The organism is Paraburkholderia jirisanensis (assembly GCF_054782355.1).
The window spans coordinates 35,609-52,467 of the sequence record NZ_BAAGSQ010000029.1 but is presented as its reverse complement, the minus strand read 5'-3'; the positions used below and the strand labels follow the sequence as shown (position 1 = coordinate 52,467).

Below are 16,859 nucleotides of genomic sequence, written 5' to 3'. Positions count from 1 at the left end.
GGCCGCACTGCTCATCGCTCCCCATGCTCGACAATCTCACTCAACGGATGGCGCGCGTCGTCAAGACGCTGCGCGGCGAAGCCCGGCTCACCGAAGCCAATACGCAGGAGATGCTACGCGAAGTTCGCCTCGCGCTCCTCGAAGCCGACGTGGCGCTGCCGGTCGTGCGCGAATTTATCGCGAAGGTGAAGGAAAAGGCGCTCGGCGAAGAAGTGCTGAGCAGCCTGTCGCCAGGCCAGGCGCTGGTCGCGGTAGTCCAGCGCGAGCTGACCGCGGTGATCGGCGGCGATTACGAAGGCAAGGCCGTCGAGCTGAATCTCGCCGTCACGCCGCCCGCGGTGATCCTGATGGCCGGCTTGCAAGGCGCCGGTAAAACCACCACGGTGGGCAAGCTCGCCAAGCTGCTGCGCGAAAAGTACAAGAAGAAAGTACTGACCGTGTCGTGCGACGTGTACCGCCCCGCCGCTATCGCGCAGTTGAAGACGGTGACCGAGCAGGTCGGCGCCGACTTCTTCCCGTCCGAACCCGATCAGAAGCCCGTGGAGATCGCGCGTGCCGCGGTCGACTGGGCGAAGCGCCACTACCACGACGTGCTGATCGTCGATACGGCCGGCCGGCTCGGTATCGACGAAGCGATGATGCAGGAGATCACCGCGCTGCACAGCACGCTCAATCCGGCGGAAACGCTGTTCGTCGTCGATGCGATGCTCGGCCAGGACGCGGTGAACACGGCGAAGGCGTTCAACGACGCGCTGCCGCTCACCGGCGTCGTGCTGACCAAGCTCGACGGCGACTCACGCGGCGGTGCGGCGCTGTCGGTGCGGCATGTGACCGGCAAGCCGATCAAGTTCGTCGGCGTCGCGGAAAAGCTCGACGGCCTCGAGATCTTTTATCCGGACCGCATGGCGAACCGGATCCTCGGCATGGGCGACATTCTCGCGCTGGTCGAAGAGGCGCAGCGCGGCGTCGATGTCAAAGAGGCGCAGAAGCTCGCCGACAAGGTCAAGAAGGGCGGCGACTTCGACCTCAACGACTTCCGCGCGCAGCTGTCGCAGATGAAAAACATGGGCGGCCTGTCGTCGCTGATGGACAAGCTGCCCGCGCAGTTCCAGCAGGCTGCGGCGGGCGCGGACATGGGCCAGGCCGAAAAGCAGATGCGCCGCATGGAAGGCATCATCAACTCGATGACCCCGCAGGAACGCGCAAAGCCTGATCTGATCAAGGCGACCCGCAAGCGCCGTATCGCGGCGGGCGCAGGCGTGCAGGTTCAGGAAGTGAACCGCATGCTCAATCAGTACGACCAGATGCGCACGATGATGAAAAAGCTGAAGGGCGGCAATCTGCAAAAGATGATGCGCGGCATGAAGGGGATGCTGCCGGGTATGCGCTGACTGGGTGCGCGTGCCGGAACGCCGGCACGCCTTCCGCATGCGCGAGCGCAGTGCGCGCCGCTGCTTTGGCCGCAGCAACTGGCCGGGCCGCGGCTGTTTCGATGCTGCGCGCCGCCTCGCGGCACACAACGCGGTACACACGGCGGTTATTGCCGGGTTTATGCTGTAGCGCCCGCTGCCGTTGTCTTTCAAACTACGTTTACAGTTACCGCCCGCCGAACGTCATGAATCGCGAAGAAGCCCTGCATATTTTCAGCCACTCCGAAGAAATCGTTTCGGCTGCGCAAGTCGATGCGTCGATCGCGCGGATGGCCGGTGAGATCCGCGCCGAGATGAACGGTGAGTTTCCACTGGTGCTTTCCGTAATGGGCGGCGCCGCGGTGTTCACCGGCATGCTGCTGCCGCATCTCGACTTCCCGCTCGAGTTCGATTACATCCACCTGACCCGCTATCGCAACACCACACACGGCAGCCACGATATGCAATGGCGCGTCGCACCGGCTGAATCGGTGAAGGACCGCGCGGTGCTGGTGCTCGACGACATCCTCGACGAAGGCGAGACGATGGCCGCGATTCGCGATCGTATCGTGGCAATGGGTGCCAAACGTTTCGCTAGCGCGGTGCTGTGCGAGAAGATCATCGCGAAGTCGAAGCCGCTGCGGCCGGACTTCTGCGGCGTCGAGGTGCCGGACCGCTATGTGTTTGGTTGCGGGATGGATGCGAAGGGGTATTGGCGTAACTTGCCGACGATCCGCGCGTTGACTGACGGCGCGTAGGGGCGAGTCGCAGGGGTAGAGAGCGTAACGGTGCCCGCATGCAAGGGCCTACTTTAAGAGCCCCGCTTCAACGCCCACCGCAAGGGCCTATCGCGATGCCCCGCCGCAACGGCGGGGCCCGCCCGTCAGAGTTGATGGACGAAAGTGCGAATCCCGCCCAGCATCATTTCCACTGAAATGGCTACCAGCACGAGCCCCATCAGCCGCTCGAATGCGGTAACGGCGGCCACGCCGAGCCATTGCTGGATTCGCTCCGCCATCACCAGCACGATCGCGCAGACCACCATCGTCACGGTCAGCGCACCGATCCATTCGAGCATCTTGCCGGGCGCCTGAGACGTCAGCAGCATCACCGTCGCCAGCGCCGACGGCCCCGCCAGCGCGGGAATCGCGAGCGGCACGATCAGCGGTTCGCCGCCGCGCTGGGCGCCGGTCAAGCCGTCCGGATGCGGGAAGATCATGCGTAGCGCAATCAGGAACAGCACGATCCCGCCGCCGATACGCAGCGACAGATCGGTCAGGCTCATCATGCGCAGGAAGCGATCGCCGGCCAGCATAAACGTGAGCAGGATGCCGAAAGCGATCGCTACTTCACGCAAGATCACAATCGCGCGACGATGCGGCGTCACGCCCCTCAGAACGCTAATGAAGAGCGGGATGTTGCCGAGCGGATCCGTGATCAGAATCAGCAGGATCGTCGCGGACACGAAGTTATACTCCACGCCCGCTCCGCTTAGTGTTGTGCAAGCGCGGCCTTGATCTTGTCGACGACATGCTGCGCGGCGTCCGCAACCGGCAGCAGTGTCGGTTCAGCATCGCGGCGCCCCTGATATTCGATCTTGCCGTCTTTCAGGCCACGCTCGCCGATCACGAGGCGATGCGGCACGCCGATCAGTTCCCAGTCGGCGAACATCACGCCGGGGCGCTCGCCACGATCGTCGAGAATCACGTCGATGCCGGCTGCCAGCAGTTCCTCGTACAGCTTGTCGGCCTGCTCGCGCACGGCTTCGCTGCGATCGTAAGCCATCGGGCACAGCACGACCTGGAACGGCGCGATCGATTCCGGCCAGATGATGCCCTTGTCGTCGAAATTCTGTTCGATCGCCGCGCCCAGAATGCGCGTGACGCCGATGCCGTAGCACCCCATGATCATCGGCTTCGGCTTGCCGGACTCGTCGAGGTAGGTGGCGTTCATCGCAACCGAATAACGGTCGCCCAGCTGGAACACGTGGCCCACTTCGATACCGCGGCAGATGTCGAGCACGCCCTTGCCGTCCGGCGACGGATCGCCCTTCTTCACATTGCGGATATCGGCGACAACCGGCTCCGGCAGATCGCGGCCCCAGTTCACGCCGGTCGTGTGATAGTCGACCTCGTTCGAGCCGACCACGAAGTCGCTCATGTTCGCGACCGTGCTGTCCGCGACCACCTTCACCGGCTTCTTCGTGTTCAACGGCCCAAGGTAGCCCGGCGGCGTGCCGAACCATTCGACGATCTCCGCTTCAGTTGCGAAACGGAAGTCGGCGAGGCCCGGCAGCTTGCTTGCCTTGATCTCGTTCAGGTCGTGGTCGCCGCGCAGCATCAGCAGCCAGATGGTCGGGGGAGCGCCTTCATTTTCCGTAGCGAGCACGATCGACTTGATTGTGCGTTCGAGCGGGATGTTCAGGAGTTCGGCAACCGCCTCGCACTTCGCCTTGCCCGGCGTCGCGGTTTTTTGCAGTGCCTCGGTGGGGGCAGCGCGCTGTGCGATCAGCGGTAATGCGTCGGCGGCTTCGACGTTGGCCGCGAAATCGGAAGTCGGGCAATAGGCGATCGCGTCCTCGCCCGTATCGGCGATCACGTGGAATTCGTGCGAGCCGCTGCCGCCGATCGAGCCGTTATCGGCCGCCACCGCGCGGAACTCGAGGCCGAGACGCGTGAAGATGCGCACGTACGCGTCGTACATCTTCCGGTACGACTCTCGCAGGCCGTCCATGTCCTTGTCGAACGAGTACGCGTCTTTCATGATGAACTCGCGGCCACGCATCACGCCGAAACGCGGACGGATTTCATCGCGAAACTTCGTCTGCACCTGATAGAAGTTCACCGGCATCTGCCGGTAGCTCTTGATCTGGTTGCGCGCGATATCGGTAACGACCTCTTCGTGCGTCGGCCCGAGCACGAAGTCGCTTTGCTTGCGATCCTTGAAGCGCAGCAGCTCCGGGCCGTACTTGACCCAACGCCCCGATTCCTGCCACAGCTCGGCCGGCTGCACCGACGGCATCAGCAATTCGATTGCGCCTGCCCGGTTCATTTCTTCGCGCACGATGGCCTCGACCTTGCGGATCGAGCGCAGGCCGACTGGCAGATAGTTATAGATGCCCCCTGCAACGCGACGGATCATGCCCGCGCGCACCATGAGCTTGTGACTGACGATTTCGGCGTCGGCAGGCGCTTCCTTCAGCGTGCCGATAAAGAAACGGGAGGCTTTCATTCAGAAGTTTTCCAAAAGCGGCGGCACCCGGTCTGGGCCGCCCAAAGAGATGAAACGGTAGCATTTGCGGACGCGTTCGCCAATTCCGCGTTCGATATAGGCCGAAAGGACGTGGACGATGCGTGGATCCAGCGGTGCTTGCGCGACCCAAACTGCCCGCAAGCCGTGCACAAACTGACCAGTTACGCTGGAACCGGATCTGCCCGCTTCAGGTGCACCGCACCAATGCAAATTGCGCCGGATGATGCCAAGCGGGTGCGTCGGGTCCGTTATCTGTTTATAATCAAAGCAATTTTAAAGGATTCGAAGGTGGTTGTATGCTGGATCGTGAAGGCTTTCGCCCGAACGTCGGCATCATCCTCTTGAACGCGCACAACGAGGTGTTTTGGGGTAAGCGGCTCCGTGAACATTCCTGGCAGTTTCCGCAAGGGGGCATCAAGTACGGCGAGACCCCCGTGCAAGCGATGTATCGGGAGTTACACGAAGAAACCGGGCTGCTTCCCGAGCACGTCAAGGTAGTCGGTCGCACGCGCGACTGGTTGCGCTACGAGGTGCCGGACAAGTTCATCAAGCGTGAAGTACGCGGCCATTACCGCGGCCAGAAGCAGATCTGGTTCCTGCTCCGGATGGTCGGGCGCGATTGCGACATCTGTTTGCGCGCCACCGATCACCCCGAGTTCGATGCGTGGCGCTGGAACGAGTACTGGGTGCCGCTCGACTGTGTGATCGAGTTCAAGCGGGATGTTTATCAGATGGCGCTGACGGAGCTCTCCCGTTTCCTGCGCCGTGCTGAGCCGCGTACGGAAAGACCAGGCGGGCATCATGGGCAGCGCTATCCGCGGATGGCGTCGTCGGTGAATGTCCAGCCTCGCTCGTCGGGCAACGGTGTCGCCTCGGCGGCGACGGTGGTGAGCGTGACGACGGTAACCGTCGAAGCGACACTGCATGTGTCGGTCGGTTCTGACTGCGCGCCGGCCGAAGATGCTATCGTGCGCGGGCCGGGTTTGCACGACTAAACTCCGGTACCAGACATGTGCGGCGCTGCGCGCCGCTTCTGCCGGTGCGGTGCGCATGCACCCGCACCGGCGTTTCCGTTTCGGGGAAACCAATTTGAAAGTGTTTGCTCTCGCCGCGGCGTGCGTTGCCGCAGGCGCCCTACTGGCCGGCTGCTCCAGCACCGGCAAGCAGCCGGAACCCAACAAGGATGCCGACTTCCGCTATCTGCTGGACATGCCAACCAACTGGACGGAGAACAAGGTCGACAAACTGCCGCCACTGCCTGACGCGGGTGATCTGCTGCCGTTCGAGGTTTCGCAGAACACGCAGCTCAATTTCCTTGTTGACGCGAAGTCGATTGCGGTTGGATCGGATGGTGTGGTGCGCTACAGCGTCGTGATCACCAGCCCGAGCGGTGCACGCAACGTGAACTACGAAGGGATTCGCTGCGACAACTACACGTGGCGGCTGTATGCGAGTCTCAACTCGGAGCACGACGGGTGGGATCGCGGCGTCGAGAACGACTGGTCGCGCATCGAGAACGGCAACTTGAATGCGTATCGCGCTTCGCTGTATCAGGATTACTTTTGCGCGAACCGCCTGCCTACCGGGACGGCGGATACGATCGTCAACAACATTCGTTATAAACGGGTAGCGGGCGCGATGAATCGTTGAGCGCCATCTTGTTTTCCAGTGCACTGTGTGTGCCCCCTGCAAGGCAGGCGCAGTGCCGGAAGCGGTTGACGCATGCTCCGTCGCACACGCGGGTGCGGCGACTAGACGAGCACCAGATTATCGCGATGGATCAGTTCCGGTTCGAGCATATAGCCGAGTACGGATTCGATGTCGGTGCTTGAACGGCGCTGGATCAGTTTCGCCTCCGCGCTGCTGTAGTTCGTCAAACCGCGCGCGACTTCGCGCCCCGCGGCACTCACACAAGCGATGACTTCGCCGCGCGCAAACGCGCCCTGCACACCGACAACACCAATCGGCAGCAGACTCTTGCCGCCCGACGTGAGCTTCTCTACCGCGCCGTCGTCGATTACGACGTGCCCGCGCACCTGCAGATGGTCGGCCATCCATTGTTTGCGCGCTGTCATGCGCGCCGTGCGCGCGATCAGTTGCGTACCGATCGCTTCACCCGATGCGAGCCGCGTGAGTACGTCCGCTTCGCGTCCGCTCGCAATCACGGTATCCGCGCCGCTGTGCGCGGCGCGCTTCGCAGCAAGGATCTTGGTCAACATGCCGCCGCGGCCGATGCTCGAGCCCGCGCCGCCCGCCATTGCTTCCAGCTCCGGCGCGCCCGCGTCGGCCTCGCGAACCAGTGTCGCATTGGCGTCCTTGCGCGGGTCCGCGGTGTAGAGGCCCTGCTGATCGGTCAGAATGATGAGCGCATCGCCCTCGATCAGATTCGCAACCAGCGCACCCAGCGTATCGTTGTCGCCGAACTTGATCTCGTCGGTGACCACGGTGTCGTTCTCGTTGATGATCGGCACGACGCCAAGACGTAGCAGCGTCAACAAGGTCGAACGCGCATTCAGATAGCGTTCGCGGTCGGCGAGATCCGCATGCGTGAGCAGAATTTGCGCGGTGCGGATCGAATGCTCGGCGAAGCGGCTTTCATATACTTGCGCAAGCCCCATCTGCCCGACCGCAGCAGCCGCCTGCAGTTCGTCGATCACGCGCGGCCGTTTGGTCCAGCCCAGACGCTGCATGCCTTCGGCAATTGCCCCGGAACTGACAAGCACGACCTCCTTGCCCTGTTCGCGCAGCGCGGCGATTTGCGCAGCCCAGCGGCCGATCGCCGCATGGTCGAGACCGCGCCCGTCGTTGGTGACGAGGCTCGAGCCGACTTTCACTACCAATCGCCTGGAATCTGCGATGACGGAACGCATTGTGCGCGGTCTCCAAGGAAATGCGGGAGACTGACGCACCCGGTTCCGGGCGCGCCAGCCTTGGTGTTCGGCGTTAGCCTTGCGGCGCGGACGAGGCGCCGCTCGCGGTGCCGTCGGCTTCGTCGCGGAATCTGACGTCGGCAGCCAGATCTTCCGCTTCGGCCGCGCGCTGCGCATCCGAGTGCTCGGCAAGATAGTCGTAGATCGCGTAGCACAGGTTTTCGCAGCCTTGACCGGTCAGCGCCGAAATCTGGAAAACCGGGCCGTCCCATTCGAAGCCTTTCAGAAAGGCTGCGACACGCTCTTCGCGCTCATCTTCCGGGACCATATCCAGCTTGTTCAGCACCAGCCAACGCGTTTTTGCGTGCAGGAGTTCGTCGTACTTGCGCAGTTCGTTGACGATCGCCTTGGCTTCGACCACCGGGTCGACGGCTTCGTCGAACGGTGCGAGATCGACGATGTGCAGCAACAGGCCCGTGCGCTGCAAATGCCGCAAAAACTGGTGCCCAAGGCCCGCACCTTCCGCGGCACCCTCGATCAGCCCCGGGATATCCGCGATAACGAAACTGCGGCTCGGCCCGACACGCACCACGCCAAGATTCGGCGCCAGCGTCGTGAACGGGTAGTCGGCGATTTTCGGCCTCGCGTTCGACACGGACGATATGAACGTCGACTTGCCCGCGTTCGGCATACCGAGCAGCCCGACATCCGCGAGCACCTTCAGCTCGAGGCGCAGCATGCGCCGTTCGCCCGGCTTGCCGTCGGTTTTCTGACGCGGCGCCCGGTTCGTACTCGACTTGAAATGCAGATTGCCAAGGCCGCCTGCACCGCCCTTCGCGACCAGCACCTCCTGGTTGTGTTCGGTCAGGTCGGCGATCAGTTCGCCGGTGTCCAGATCCGTAATGATCGTGCCCACCGGCACGCGCAACGTGATGTCGTCGCCGCCTTTGCCATAGCAGTCGGCGCCGCGCCCGTTTTCGCCATTGCGGGCCTGATGCTTTTTCGAATAGCGGTAGTCGATCAGCGTGTTGATATTGCGATCGGCGATTGCGAGGACGCTGCCTCCGCGGCCACCATCTCCGCCGTCCGGGCCGCCAAACGGGACGAATTTCTCGCGGCGCATCGACGCGCTGCCATCCCCCCCGTCGCCGGCGATGACTTCGATCTTCGCTTCGTCAATGAACTTCATGCGTTACTCCGTCCCGTGTAATCCAATGCGTACTGCCGCTATTCTGCCGCGCGGCGTACGCCTTCAACAATCTGCCGATTGGCCAGTTGCGGCCGCGGCCAACGCGCGCTCAGCGATGACTGCCAATGCCTTGCCGGAAAGCGGCCGACATTCGGTCAATGAGCGGCCAATAAGCGGCCAATAAAAAAGGCCCCGCTAACTTCGCGGGGCCTTTGTTCCGGTCCTGAAGCCCGTGCCTGATTAATTTCAGGCTGCTGCCGGGACGACGTTGACCGTGTGCTTTCTGGCTGCGCCCTTGGTGGCGAACTGGACGTGGCCGTCAGTCAGCGCGAACAGCGTGTGGTCCTTGCCGATGCCGACGTTCAGGCCCGGGTGCAGACGCGTACCGCGCTGGCGAACGATGATGCCGCCCGCGAGGATCGCCTGGCCGCCGTAAACCTTGACGCCGAGTCGTTTCGATTCGGAGTCGCGGCCATTCCGGGAAGAGCCGCCTGCCTTTTTGTGTGCCATTTGATTGCTCCTTGCTCGATGCGCTTACGCGTTGATCGCGTCGATGCGCAGCTCGGTATAGTTCTGGCGATGGCCGCCATGCTTTTGGTAGTGCTTCCGGCGACGCATCTTGAAGATGGTCACTTTGGCGTGCCGACCTTGCGACACAACAGTAGCCTTGACGGAAGCCCCACTGACCAGCGGCGTACCGAACTTAATCGATTCGCCTTCGCCCACTGCGAGAACCTGGTCGAGCGTGATTTCTGCGTCAATGTCTGCCGGTATCTGTTCTACTTTAAGTTTTTCGCCGACAGCAACCTTATACTGCTTGCCGCCGGTTTTTATGACCGCGTACATTGAGAACCTCACTCTGGATTTCATTTTTCCTGCGCACCACGCGCGGAAACCCGTGATTATACATAGAGTTAGCAGCTCGGTCAAAACCCTGCGACAAACTCGCCAGGCAGCGCCCAAATCCCCGCGAAACATCGTCCAGATGGCCAATACGGGCCCGGTTTCGGGGGTGGTCGGCGCGGAAACGGCCCGATTCGCCTTATAATCCGCCGCACTACCCCTTATTGCCGCCATGTCGTCGACCGCCACCTCCGCCCCGAACGCCGCCAACCTGCTCGCACCCATTGCCGAAGACATGCAGCAGGTCAACCGTGTCATCCGGCAACGTCTGGCGTCCGAGGTGATGCTGATCAACCAGATTTCCGAGTACATCATCAGCGCCGGGGGCAAGCGTCTGCGCCCCGCGCTGCTGCTGCTCGTGGCGGGCGCACTGGGGGAAAAGACGGGTCAGCGCCACGAACTCGCGGCGGTCATCGAATTCATTCACACCGCCACGCTGCTGCACGACGACGTAGTCGACGAGTCGGACCTGCGGCGCGGCCGCCAGACAGCCAACGCGCTGTTCGGCAATGCCGCGAGCGTGCTGGTAGGCGATTTCCTGTACTCGCGGTCGTTCCAGATGATGGTCGGCGTCGGCAAGATGCGCGTGATGGAAATTCTTTCGGAGGCGACCAACATCATCTCCGAAGGCGAAGTGTTGCAACTGCTGAACATGCACGACGCGGACGTCGACGAAGCGCGCTACATGCAGGTGATCCGCTACAAGACGGCCAAGCTCTTCGAAGCTGCCGCACAACTGGGCGCCGTGCTGTCAGGCTCGAACCCGCAGATCGAAGCGGACGCAGCCGAATTCGGGCGGCGCATCGGCACGTCGTTCCAGATCATGGACGACTGGCTCGACTACACCGGCACGGCTGAATCGATGGGCAAAAACGCCGGCGACGATCTGCGCGAGGGCAAACCGACTCTTCCGCTCATTTATCTGATCGAGCGCGGCACGCCGGAGCAGGCGGCGCTTGCGCGCGAAGCAATCGAACAGGGTGGCACCGATCGTTTCGAAACAATTTTCGAAGCGATCACCCGTTCCGGTGCGCTGGATCACACGCTGCAATGTGCAAAGCAGGAAGCGCAGGCGGCCGCAGCGGCAATTTCTTCGTTTCCTGATTCCATTTACAAAGAAAGCCTGCTAGAATTATGTTCTTACTCGACGACGAGGCAGTCTTAAACAAGACTAAATTGGCGGAAGAGTCCAGAAGTTGTAATACCAAAATCGGGGTGTAGCTTAGCCTGGTAGAGCGCTACGTTCGGGACGTAGAGGCCGGAGGTTCGAATCCTCTCACCCCGACCAGATTTTTGAAGAAACCGCGCAACGTAGCGCGGTTTTTTTTCGCCTGTACTTTTTGCCTGCGCACTTTTCGCCCGCATCAGGCCGGTACCTTTTCTTTGCCCGCATCCTTGCTTCGTCAGCATCCCCGGCCGCTCCGATACCGCGGCCGACGGCAGCACGACGGGAGCAATCCGGACCCTCTGCTATATTCTCCCCATCCCCTCCCCTTTTACCTCACACGCGTGGAACACCTTCCCTTATGGGCGCAGGTAGGCGCCGTCGTTGTGCTTCTGATCTGCTCGAGCTTCTTTTCGATTTCCGAAACGGCGATGATGGCGCTCAACCGCCATCGGCTGAAGCACCTGTCCAACAAAGGCGTGCTCGGAGCAAAGACGACTCAAGGGCTTCTATCGCGCACCGATCAGTTGCTCAGCGTGATCCTGATCGGCAACAACCTGTTCAACACGATCATTCCGGTGCTGACCACGTCGATCGCGCTGCACACGTTCGGCAGCAATAACCTCGTGCTGTCGGTCGCGACCGGCATCGTCGCGTTTCTGATTATCGTGTTCGCCGAGATTGCACCGAAGATCGTCGGCGCAACTTATCCCGAAAAGATCGCGCTGCCGGCGAGCCTGCTGATCGCGCCAATGATGCGCATTGCGAAGCCGTTGATCTGGTTCGTCAACCTGTTCGCCAACGGCTTCTTGCGCCTGCTGCACATCAACACGGGCGGCGCGCGCGACCAGCGCCTGTCGACCGAAGAGCTGCGCACCATCGTGCTCGAATCGGGCAGCTTCATGCCGACCAAGCACCGCAGCATCCTGCTGAACCTGTTCGACCTCGAGAACATCTCGGTCGACGATGTGATGATCCCTCGCCGGCGCATCGAGGCGCTCGACTTCGACGCGCCGTTCGACCAGATCCTGCACCAGCTGGAAACCTGCTATCACAACAAGCTGATCGTCTATCAGGGCGACATCGACCGCGTGCTCGGCGTGCTGCACGTACGCAAGACGCTGTCCGCGCTGCACAACCAGGAGCTGGAACGCGAAACCCTGCGCGAACTGCTCGCGGAGCCTTACTTCGTGCCGACCGGCACGCCGGTCTTTCAGCAACTGCAATACTTTCAGGAAAGCCGCCACCGCACCGCCCTCGTCGTCAACGAATATGGCGAGTTGCAAGGGCTCGTCACGCCGGAAGACATCATCGAAGAGCTGATCGGCGAGTTCACCACCTCCGTGCCGCGTAGCGCGAACTCGCGCGGCGGCTGGGATGAAGCCGGCGAGTGCATCGTGGCGGGCAGCATGCCGCTGCGCGAACTGAACCGCTGGCTGCAACTGCGCCTGCCGACCGACGGCCCGAAGACGCTGAACGGCCTGATCCTCGAAATTCTCGAAGAGATTCCCGAAGGCGATGTGTGCGTGCAGATCGCCGGTGTAAAGCTCGAGGTGATGCGCAGCGACGACCAGGCGATCAGAACCGTCAAGCTGTTCCGCCCGGGGCCGAAACCGGGCGCCAAGTCCACCCGGCTGCTGCACAGCTGACGAAGCACGCCAGGCATCCTACTCGAATCGGCTGCGGCGCACACCTGGCCGAATGGCTGAATGGCGGGAGCGACCGCCATCCCGGATCATGTGACGTCTTGTTGCACAGGCGGCTCATGGCCGGTATCCGATGACTCATCCCTCTTCATTCGCTTCGCCGTTGGCTGCGCCCTCGAACGCGAGCGGCGCGGCTGCTCACGCGCCACTTCATGCATCCGTACCCGGTGTCGAACCGCTGCAGGGTCCGATGCGTGCGCTTTCGTTCACCAGTGCAGCACAAACCGGAGCCGGCACTCAGGATGACGCCACCGGCGCGCCAGCTGTGCGCTTGCTCACCGAGACGCTGCAGGAAGCGGCTCGCCGCGATGCGTCCGACCTGCATATCGAGCCGCAAGAGCAAGGCTGGCGAATCCGCCTGCGTATCGACGGTGTGCTGCACGAAGCGACGAAGCCACCGGCGCATTTGCGCGACGCGTTCATCACGCGCGTAAAAGTGCTCGCGCGCATGGACATCGCCGAACGCCGCATCCCGCAAGACGGGCGGCTGCGCATTGCGGCCGGCGCCGGGCGCAGCGTCGACTATCGCGTGAGCTCGCTGCCTACGCTGTACGGTGAGAAGCTTGTGCTGCGGCGGCTCGATGCGTTGCCGGCAAACCTGACGCTCGAATCGCTCGGCCTCGCGCCTGGCCAGCGTGACACGGTCGAGCAGGCGATCCGCGCGCCGCACGGGCTCGTGCTGGTCACGGGCCCGACCGGAAGCGGCAAGACGCAATCGCTGTATTGCTTCTTGCAAATGCTGAACTCCGCGTCGCTGAATCTTTGCTCGGTCGAGGATCCAGCGGAAATCCAGCTCGCCGGCATCAATCAGGTCAGCGTACGTGAGAAAGCAGGCCTGACTTTCGCTGTCGCGCTGCGCGCGTTCCTGCGCCAGGATCCGGACGTCATCATGGTTGGCGAAATCCGCGACGAGGAAACCGCCGACGTTGCCGTCAAGGCCGCGCAGACCGGCCACCTGGTGTTGTCGACGCTGCACACGAACGACGCGCCGGCCGCCATCGCGCGCCTGATCGACATCGGCGTCGAGCCGCACAATCTGGCGGCTGCGCTGCGCATGGTGAGCGCGCAACGGCTCGTGCGCAAGCTATGCGCGCATTGTCGCGAACCCGCGCAGCAGGCCGCCGCGGCCTTGCGCGCAGCGGGCGTCACCGATGCTCAGATCGACACGTCGCACCTTTATGTGCCTGTCGGGTGCAGCGCATGCCACGGCATCGGCTACCGTGGGCGCGTCGGCGTCCATCAGGTGATGCCGATCTCGGAAACGATGCGCGAGCTGATCGTCGCGCGCGCCAGCACTCAGGCACTCGCGAAGCAAGCTCGTGCCGAAGCCGTCGGCGCATTACGCGAAGCGGCGCTTGCACGTGTGCTCGACGGCACCACGAGTCTCGCCGAAGCGTTGTCCGCAATCGAAATTCACTGACGGGCGGCGCCATGAGAAATACATTGCAGGAGCAGCGCTTCAGGTGGCGCGGCATCGAGGCGGACGGCATTCAGCGCAGCGGTTCGGTGATTGCACCGAACTTCGCGGTAGCGCGTGCGAAGATCCGCCGCGACGGCCTTTTCATTATCGAGCTGACCGCGCGCGGACCGGCCCCTCGCCCCAACGCAAGTCCAGCCGAAGTCACGCGCTTCACGCGCCAGCTGGCGAGCCTGCTGCGCGCCGGCCTGCCGCTTGCGCAATCACTGGAATTACTCGCACAAGCACCCGCGTCGAAGCGGCGCGACGGTATGGCCCGCATCATCGGTGCGTTGGCGCGCGACATCACCTCGGGAGCAAGCTTCTCGCAGACGCTGCGCGATCGCACCGACTACTTCGGTGCGATGTACTGCCAGCTCGTCGCGGTTGGCGAGGCGTCGGGCTCGCTCGACCAGGTGCTCGCGCGCATTGCGGACGACCGCGAACGCGCCGCCGCGCAACGCGCGAAAGTGCGTGCCGCGCTGACCTATCCGTTTGCGATTCTGCTGCTAGCCACAGCAATCACCGCAGCGCTGCTGGTCTGGGTCGTGCCGACCTTCAAGCAGATTTTCGACGGCTTCGGCGCGGCGTTGCCGGCACCCACGCGCATGGTGCTGGCGCTGTCCGCATCGCTGTCGAAGTGGGGCCTCGCGCTTGGCGCGATCGGCGTACTGGCGACAGCCGGCTTCGGCAGGCTGCTGCGTGTATCGGCTGCTGCCCGCCTGTGGTGCGCGAGAACCACGCTCGCCATGCCGATCATCGGAGCGCTGCTGACATCGCTTTGCGCCGCGCGCTGGAGCCGTGCCCTGGGCACCCTGCTGTCTGCCGGCACTCCGCTCGCCGACGCGTTCCAGTCGCTCACGCGTGCCACGGGCAACGCGTACTTCGATCAGGCCACCGGCGGGATTGCCGCACGCCTGCAGCACGGCGAGCGGCTCGCCGCCTCGATGCAGGCGGCGCGCTGCTTCCCCACCGAGGTCGTGCAGCCGGTCGCGGTTGCGGAAGAATCCGGCACGCTCGATACGATGCTGCTCGACATCGCGTCGCTATGCGATCGTCAGGTTGACGAAAAGATCGGCGCGCTCGCGAGCCTGTGCGAACCGCTGGTGATCATCGTGCTCGGGTTGCTCGTCGGCGGCCTCGTGATTGCGATGTATCTTCCCATCATTCAACTCGGCAACGTGGTGTAGCATCGCAGCCGAACCCACCCCATTTATCATGCAGGCCGCCTACAGCCCCGTGTCGGATCACCTTTTCAACATGCCGCCCGAATTGCTCGGCAATCTCGTCGCCAACGTCGGCGCGACGTTTGGCCTTTTGCCGTTCGCCGCACAGATCGCGTTCGCGGTGGCATTCGGGCTGGTGGTCGGCAGCTTTCTGAATGTCGTCGCGCACCGGCTGCCGATCATGCTCGAACGCGCATGGCGCGAAGAAGTGACCGACGCCACCGGCCAGCCGTTCGAGGACGACGGCCTGCCAGCGCGCTACAACCTGTGGCTGCCGCGTAGCGCATGCCCGCATTGCGGCCATGTGCTGCATGCATGGGAAAACGTGCCGGTATTCAGCTATCTGATGCTGCGCGGTCGCTGTTCACAATGCAAAGCGCGAGTAAGCCTGCGTTACCCGCTAATCGAAATCGCCAGCGCCGGCTGCGCAGCGGTATCGTTGATCGTGTTCGGCCCGGGCATCACCGCACTCGCCGCATTCGGACTTTGCGCAAGCCTGATCGCGATGAGCGCAATCGACATCGACACGCATCTGCTGCCCGACTCGTTGACGCTGCCGCTGTTGTGGTGCGGTCTCATCGTCAACTTCGGCAACCTGTTCGCCACGCTGCACGACGCGGTGCTCGGTGCCATCGCCGGTTATCTGGCGCTGTGGTGCGTGCACTGGGTGTTCAAGCTGGTGCGCGGCGTCGAAGGAATGGGATACGGCGATTTCAAGCTGCTCGCCGCACTGGGAGCATGGCTCGGCTGGGCCGCGCTGCCGCAAATCATCCTGATTGCCGCCGTGGCGGGCGCGGTGATCGGGCTCTTGGCGACGTGGCGTGGCCGCATGCGCTTCGAAGAGCCACTGCCGTTCGGCCCGTTTCTCGCGGCCGGCGGCGCGCTCACGCTGTTTCTCGGCACCCCGCTGTATATGGCGATCGGAGGCTGATGCATGTTTGCTGTTGGATTGACAGGCGGAATCGGCAGCGGCAAGTCGTTTGTCGCGGACCGCTTCGCGGCGCACGGCGTGCCGATCGTCGACACGGATGCGATCGCGCATCGCATCACGGCGGCGCATGGCGTCGCGATGCCGGCCATTGCGCGCGAATTCGGCGCGTCGTTCGTTGCCGCCGACGGCTCGCTCGATCGGCCCCGCATGCGTGAACTCGTGTTCAGCGACGAGACTGCACGCCGCCGTCTCGAAGCGATCACCCATCCGTTAATTCGCACTGAGACCGAGCGCGAGTGGCAGCAAGCCGCAGGCCCGTACGTGATCGTCGTCGTACCGTTGCTGATTGAATCGGGCATATGGAAGAAGCGCGTCGATCGGGTGCTTGTCGTCGATTGCAGCGTCGACACGCAGATCGAGCGCGTGATGCGCCGTAACGCGTTCAACCGCGCGCAGGTGCTCGCGATCATCGCGCGCCAGGCCACGCGTGAGGCGCGCCTCGCGGCCGCGGACGACGTGATCGTCAACGACTCCAGTACTGGGGTGGCTGGTGCTGGTGCTGGTGCTGGTGCTGGCGCCGACGCACCCGACGCCGCCAACGCAGCCGCAGCCACCACCCCCACCAACACAGCTCACGCCCCCCATACGCTCGAAGCCCGCATCGCCGAGCTGCACCGTCAATATCTGTCATATGCAGGTCATTGATGCGCACGTCGCCGCCATACGCATCAAAAGTGCCGATCGACAGTGCA

The 16,859-nt window shown here is 63.1% G+C and carries 16 protein-coding genes and 1 tRNA gene; 11 read left to right on the top strand and 6 right to left on the bottom strand.

The annotated features are described in order from the left end of the window. The first annotated feature begins 23 nt into the window (after positions 1–23). Both ffh and ACYVNQ_RS25960 read left to right on the top strand, forming a co-directional pair. Positions 24–1,391, top strand: coding sequence for a signal recognition particle protein (ffh, locus tag ACYVNQ_RS25965; RefSeq protein ID WP_460906209.1), 1,368 nt, complete (start codon positions 24–26; stop codon positions 1,389–1,391). Positions 1,392–1,615: 224 nt separating this feature from the next. Then, positions 1,616–2,167, top strand: a complete 552-nt coding sequence (locus ACYVNQ_RS25960; RefSeq protein WP_460906207.1) for a hypoxanthine-guanine phosphoribosyltransferase — start codon at positions 1,616–1,618, stop codon at positions 2,165–2,167. Between the two features lie 125 nt (positions 2,168–2,292). Here the strand turns inward: ACYVNQ_RS25960 and ACYVNQ_RS25955 are convergent, their stop codons facing one another. Beyond that, entirely contained in the window at positions 2,293–2,889 is a 597-nt protein-coding gene (locus ACYVNQ_RS25955) for a MarC family protein (RefSeq protein WP_460906205.1), read from the bottom strand. Positions 2,890–2,900: 11 nt separating this feature from the next. Beyond that, the gene (locus ACYVNQ_RS25950) at positions 2,901–4,640 is read right to left on the bottom strand and encodes a proline--tRNA ligase (RefSeq protein ID WP_460906203.1); all 1,740 of its coding nucleotides are present in this window, start codon (positions 4,638–4,640) and stop codon (positions 2,901–2,903) included. Positions 4,641–4,957: 317 nt separating this feature from the next. Between ACYVNQ_RS25950 and ACYVNQ_RS25945 the strand changes: the two genes are divergently transcribed. Together ACYVNQ_RS25945 and ACYVNQ_RS25940 are read left to right on the top strand one after the other, a co-directional pair. Beyond that, positions 4,958–5,656: an RNA pyrophosphohydrolase gene (locus ACYVNQ_RS25945; RefSeq protein WP_460906201.1), complete on the top strand. Its 699-nt coding sequence runs from the start codon at positions 4,958–4,960 to the stop codon at positions 5,654–5,656. Between the two features lie 94 nt (positions 5,657–5,750). Continuing rightward, complete coding sequence (locus ACYVNQ_RS25940; RefSeq protein WP_460906199.1) at positions 5,751–6,311, top strand: CNP1-like family protein; 561 nt, start codon at positions 5,751–5,753, stop codon at positions 6,309–6,311. Between the two features lie 101 nt (positions 6,312–6,412). Here ACYVNQ_RS25940 and proB read toward each other — a convergent pair whose 3' ends face one another. The 4 genes from proB to rplU form a co-directional block, all read right to left on the bottom strand. Next, positions 6,413–7,531, bottom strand: coding sequence for a glutamate 5-kinase (gene proB, locus ACYVNQ_RS25935; protein ID WP_460906197.1), 1,119 nt, complete (start codon positions 7,529–7,531; stop codon positions 6,413–6,415). A 73-nt stretch (positions 7,532–7,604) separates the two neighbouring features. After that, complete coding sequence (gene cgtA, locus ACYVNQ_RS25930; RefSeq protein WP_460906195.1) at positions 7,605–8,720, bottom strand: Obg family GTPase CgtA; 1,116 nt, start codon at positions 8,718–8,720, stop codon at positions 7,605–7,607. 246 nt (positions 8,721–8,966) lie between these two features. Continuing rightward, complete coding sequence (gene rpmA, locus ACYVNQ_RS25925; RefSeq protein WP_460906193.1) at positions 8,967–9,230, bottom strand: 50S ribosomal protein L27; 264 nt, start codon at positions 9,228–9,230, stop codon at positions 8,967–8,969. Positions 9,231–9,254: 24 nt separating this feature from the next. Next, the gene (rplU, locus tag ACYVNQ_RS25920) at positions 9,255–9,566 is read right to left on the bottom strand and encodes a 50S ribosomal protein L21 (RefSeq protein ID WP_007180329.1); all 312 of its coding nucleotides are present in this window, start codon (positions 9,564–9,566) and stop codon (positions 9,255–9,257) included. Between the two features lie 229 nt (positions 9,567–9,795). Between rplU and ACYVNQ_RS25915 the strand changes: the two genes are divergently transcribed. The 7 genes from ACYVNQ_RS25915 (at position 9,796) to coaE (ending at position 16,812) form a co-directional block, all read left to right on the top strand. Beyond that, positions 9,796–10,788 (top strand): polyprenyl synthetase family protein, encoded by a 993-nt coding sequence (locus ACYVNQ_RS25915; RefSeq protein ID WP_460906189.1) that lies wholly within the window; start codon positions 9,796–9,798, stop codon positions 10,786–10,788. 46 nt (positions 10,789–10,834) lie between these two features. Then, positions 10,835–10,911: transfer RNA gene (locus ACYVNQ_RS25910), tRNA-Pro, on the top strand. A 221-nt stretch (positions 10,912–11,132) separates the two neighbouring features. Continuing rightward, on the top strand, positions 11,133–12,437 hold the full coding sequence (locus tag ACYVNQ_RS25905) for an HlyC/CorC family transporter (RefSeq protein WP_460906187.1): 1,305 nt from the start codon (positions 11,133–11,135) through the stop codon (positions 12,435–12,437). A gap of 247 nt (positions 12,438–12,684) precedes the next feature. After that, positions 12,685–13,914 carry a GspE/PulE family protein gene (locus ACYVNQ_RS25900; RefSeq protein ID WP_460906185.1) on the top strand — a complete coding sequence of 410 codons (1,230 nt, stop codon included), beginning with the start codon at positions 12,685–12,687 and terminating at the stop codon, positions 13,912–13,914. An 11-nt stretch (positions 13,915–13,925) separates the two neighbouring features. After that, positions 13,926–15,140: a type II secretion system F family protein gene (locus ACYVNQ_RS25895; protein WP_460906183.1), complete on the top strand. Its 1,215-nt coding sequence runs from the start codon at positions 13,926–13,928 to the stop codon at positions 15,138–15,140. A gap of 70 nt (positions 15,141–15,210) precedes the next feature. Further along, positions 15,211–16,107 carry a prepilin peptidase gene (locus ACYVNQ_RS25890; RefSeq protein ID WP_460906181.1) on the top strand — a complete coding sequence of 299 codons (897 nt, stop codon included), beginning with the start codon at positions 15,211–15,213 and terminating at the stop codon, positions 16,105–16,107. A 3-nt stretch (positions 16,108–16,110) separates the two neighbouring features. After that, positions 16,111–16,812: a dephospho-CoA kinase gene (gene coaE, locus ACYVNQ_RS25885; RefSeq protein WP_460906179.1), complete on the top strand. Its 702-nt coding sequence runs from the start codon at positions 16,111–16,113 to the stop codon at positions 16,810–16,812. Positions 16,813–16,859: the final 47 nt, after the last annotated feature.

Coding starts and splice junctions, on each gene's coding strand:
- ACYVNQ_RS25890 (WP_460906181.1), top strand. CDS start 15,211: ATGCCGCCCGAATTGCTCGGCAATCTCGTCGCCAACGTCGGCGCGACG.
- coaE (WP_460906179.1), top strand. CDS start 16,111: ATGTTTGCTGTTGGATTGACAGGCGGAATCGGCAGCGGCAAGTCGTTT.
- ACYVNQ_RS25915 (WP_460906189.1), top strand. CDS start 9,796: ATGTCGTCGACCGCCACCTCCGCCCCGAACGCCGCCAACCTGCTCGCA.
- rplU (WP_007180329.1), bottom strand. CDS start 9,566: ATGTACGCGGTCATAAAAACCGGCGGCAAGCAGTATAAGGTTGCTGTC.
- ACYVNQ_RS25960 (WP_460906207.1), top strand. CDS start 1,616: ATGAATCGCGAAGAAGCCCTGCATATTTTCAGCCACTCCGAAGAAATC.
- rpmA (WP_460906193.1), bottom strand. CDS start 9,230: ATGGCACACAAAAAGGCAGGCGGCTCTTCCCGGAATGGCCGCGACTCC.
- ACYVNQ_RS25945 (WP_460906201.1), top strand. CDS start 4,958: ATGCTGGATCGTGAAGGCTTTCGCCCGAACGTCGGCATCATCCTCTTG.
- cgtA (WP_460906195.1), bottom strand. CDS start 8,720: ATGAAGTTCATTGACGAAGCGAAGATCGAAGTCATCGCCGGCGACGGG.
- proB (WP_460906197.1), bottom strand. CDS start 7,531: ATGCGTTCCGTCATCGCAGATTCCAGGCGATTGGTAGTGAAAGTCGGC.
- ffh (WP_460906209.1), top strand. CDS start 24: ATGCTCGACAATCTCACTCAACGGATGGCGCGCGTCGTCAAGACGCTG.
- ACYVNQ_RS25950 (WP_460906203.1), bottom strand. CDS start 4,640: ATGAAAGCCTCCCGTTTCTTTATCGGCACGCTGAAGGAAGCGCCTGCC.
- ACYVNQ_RS25895 (WP_460906183.1), top strand. CDS start 13,926: ATGAGAAATACATTGCAGGAGCAGCGCTTCAGGTGGCGCGGCATCGAG.
- ACYVNQ_RS25900 (WP_460906185.1), top strand. CDS start 12,685: ATGCGTGCGCTTTCGTTCACCAGTGCAGCACAAACCGGAGCCGGCACT.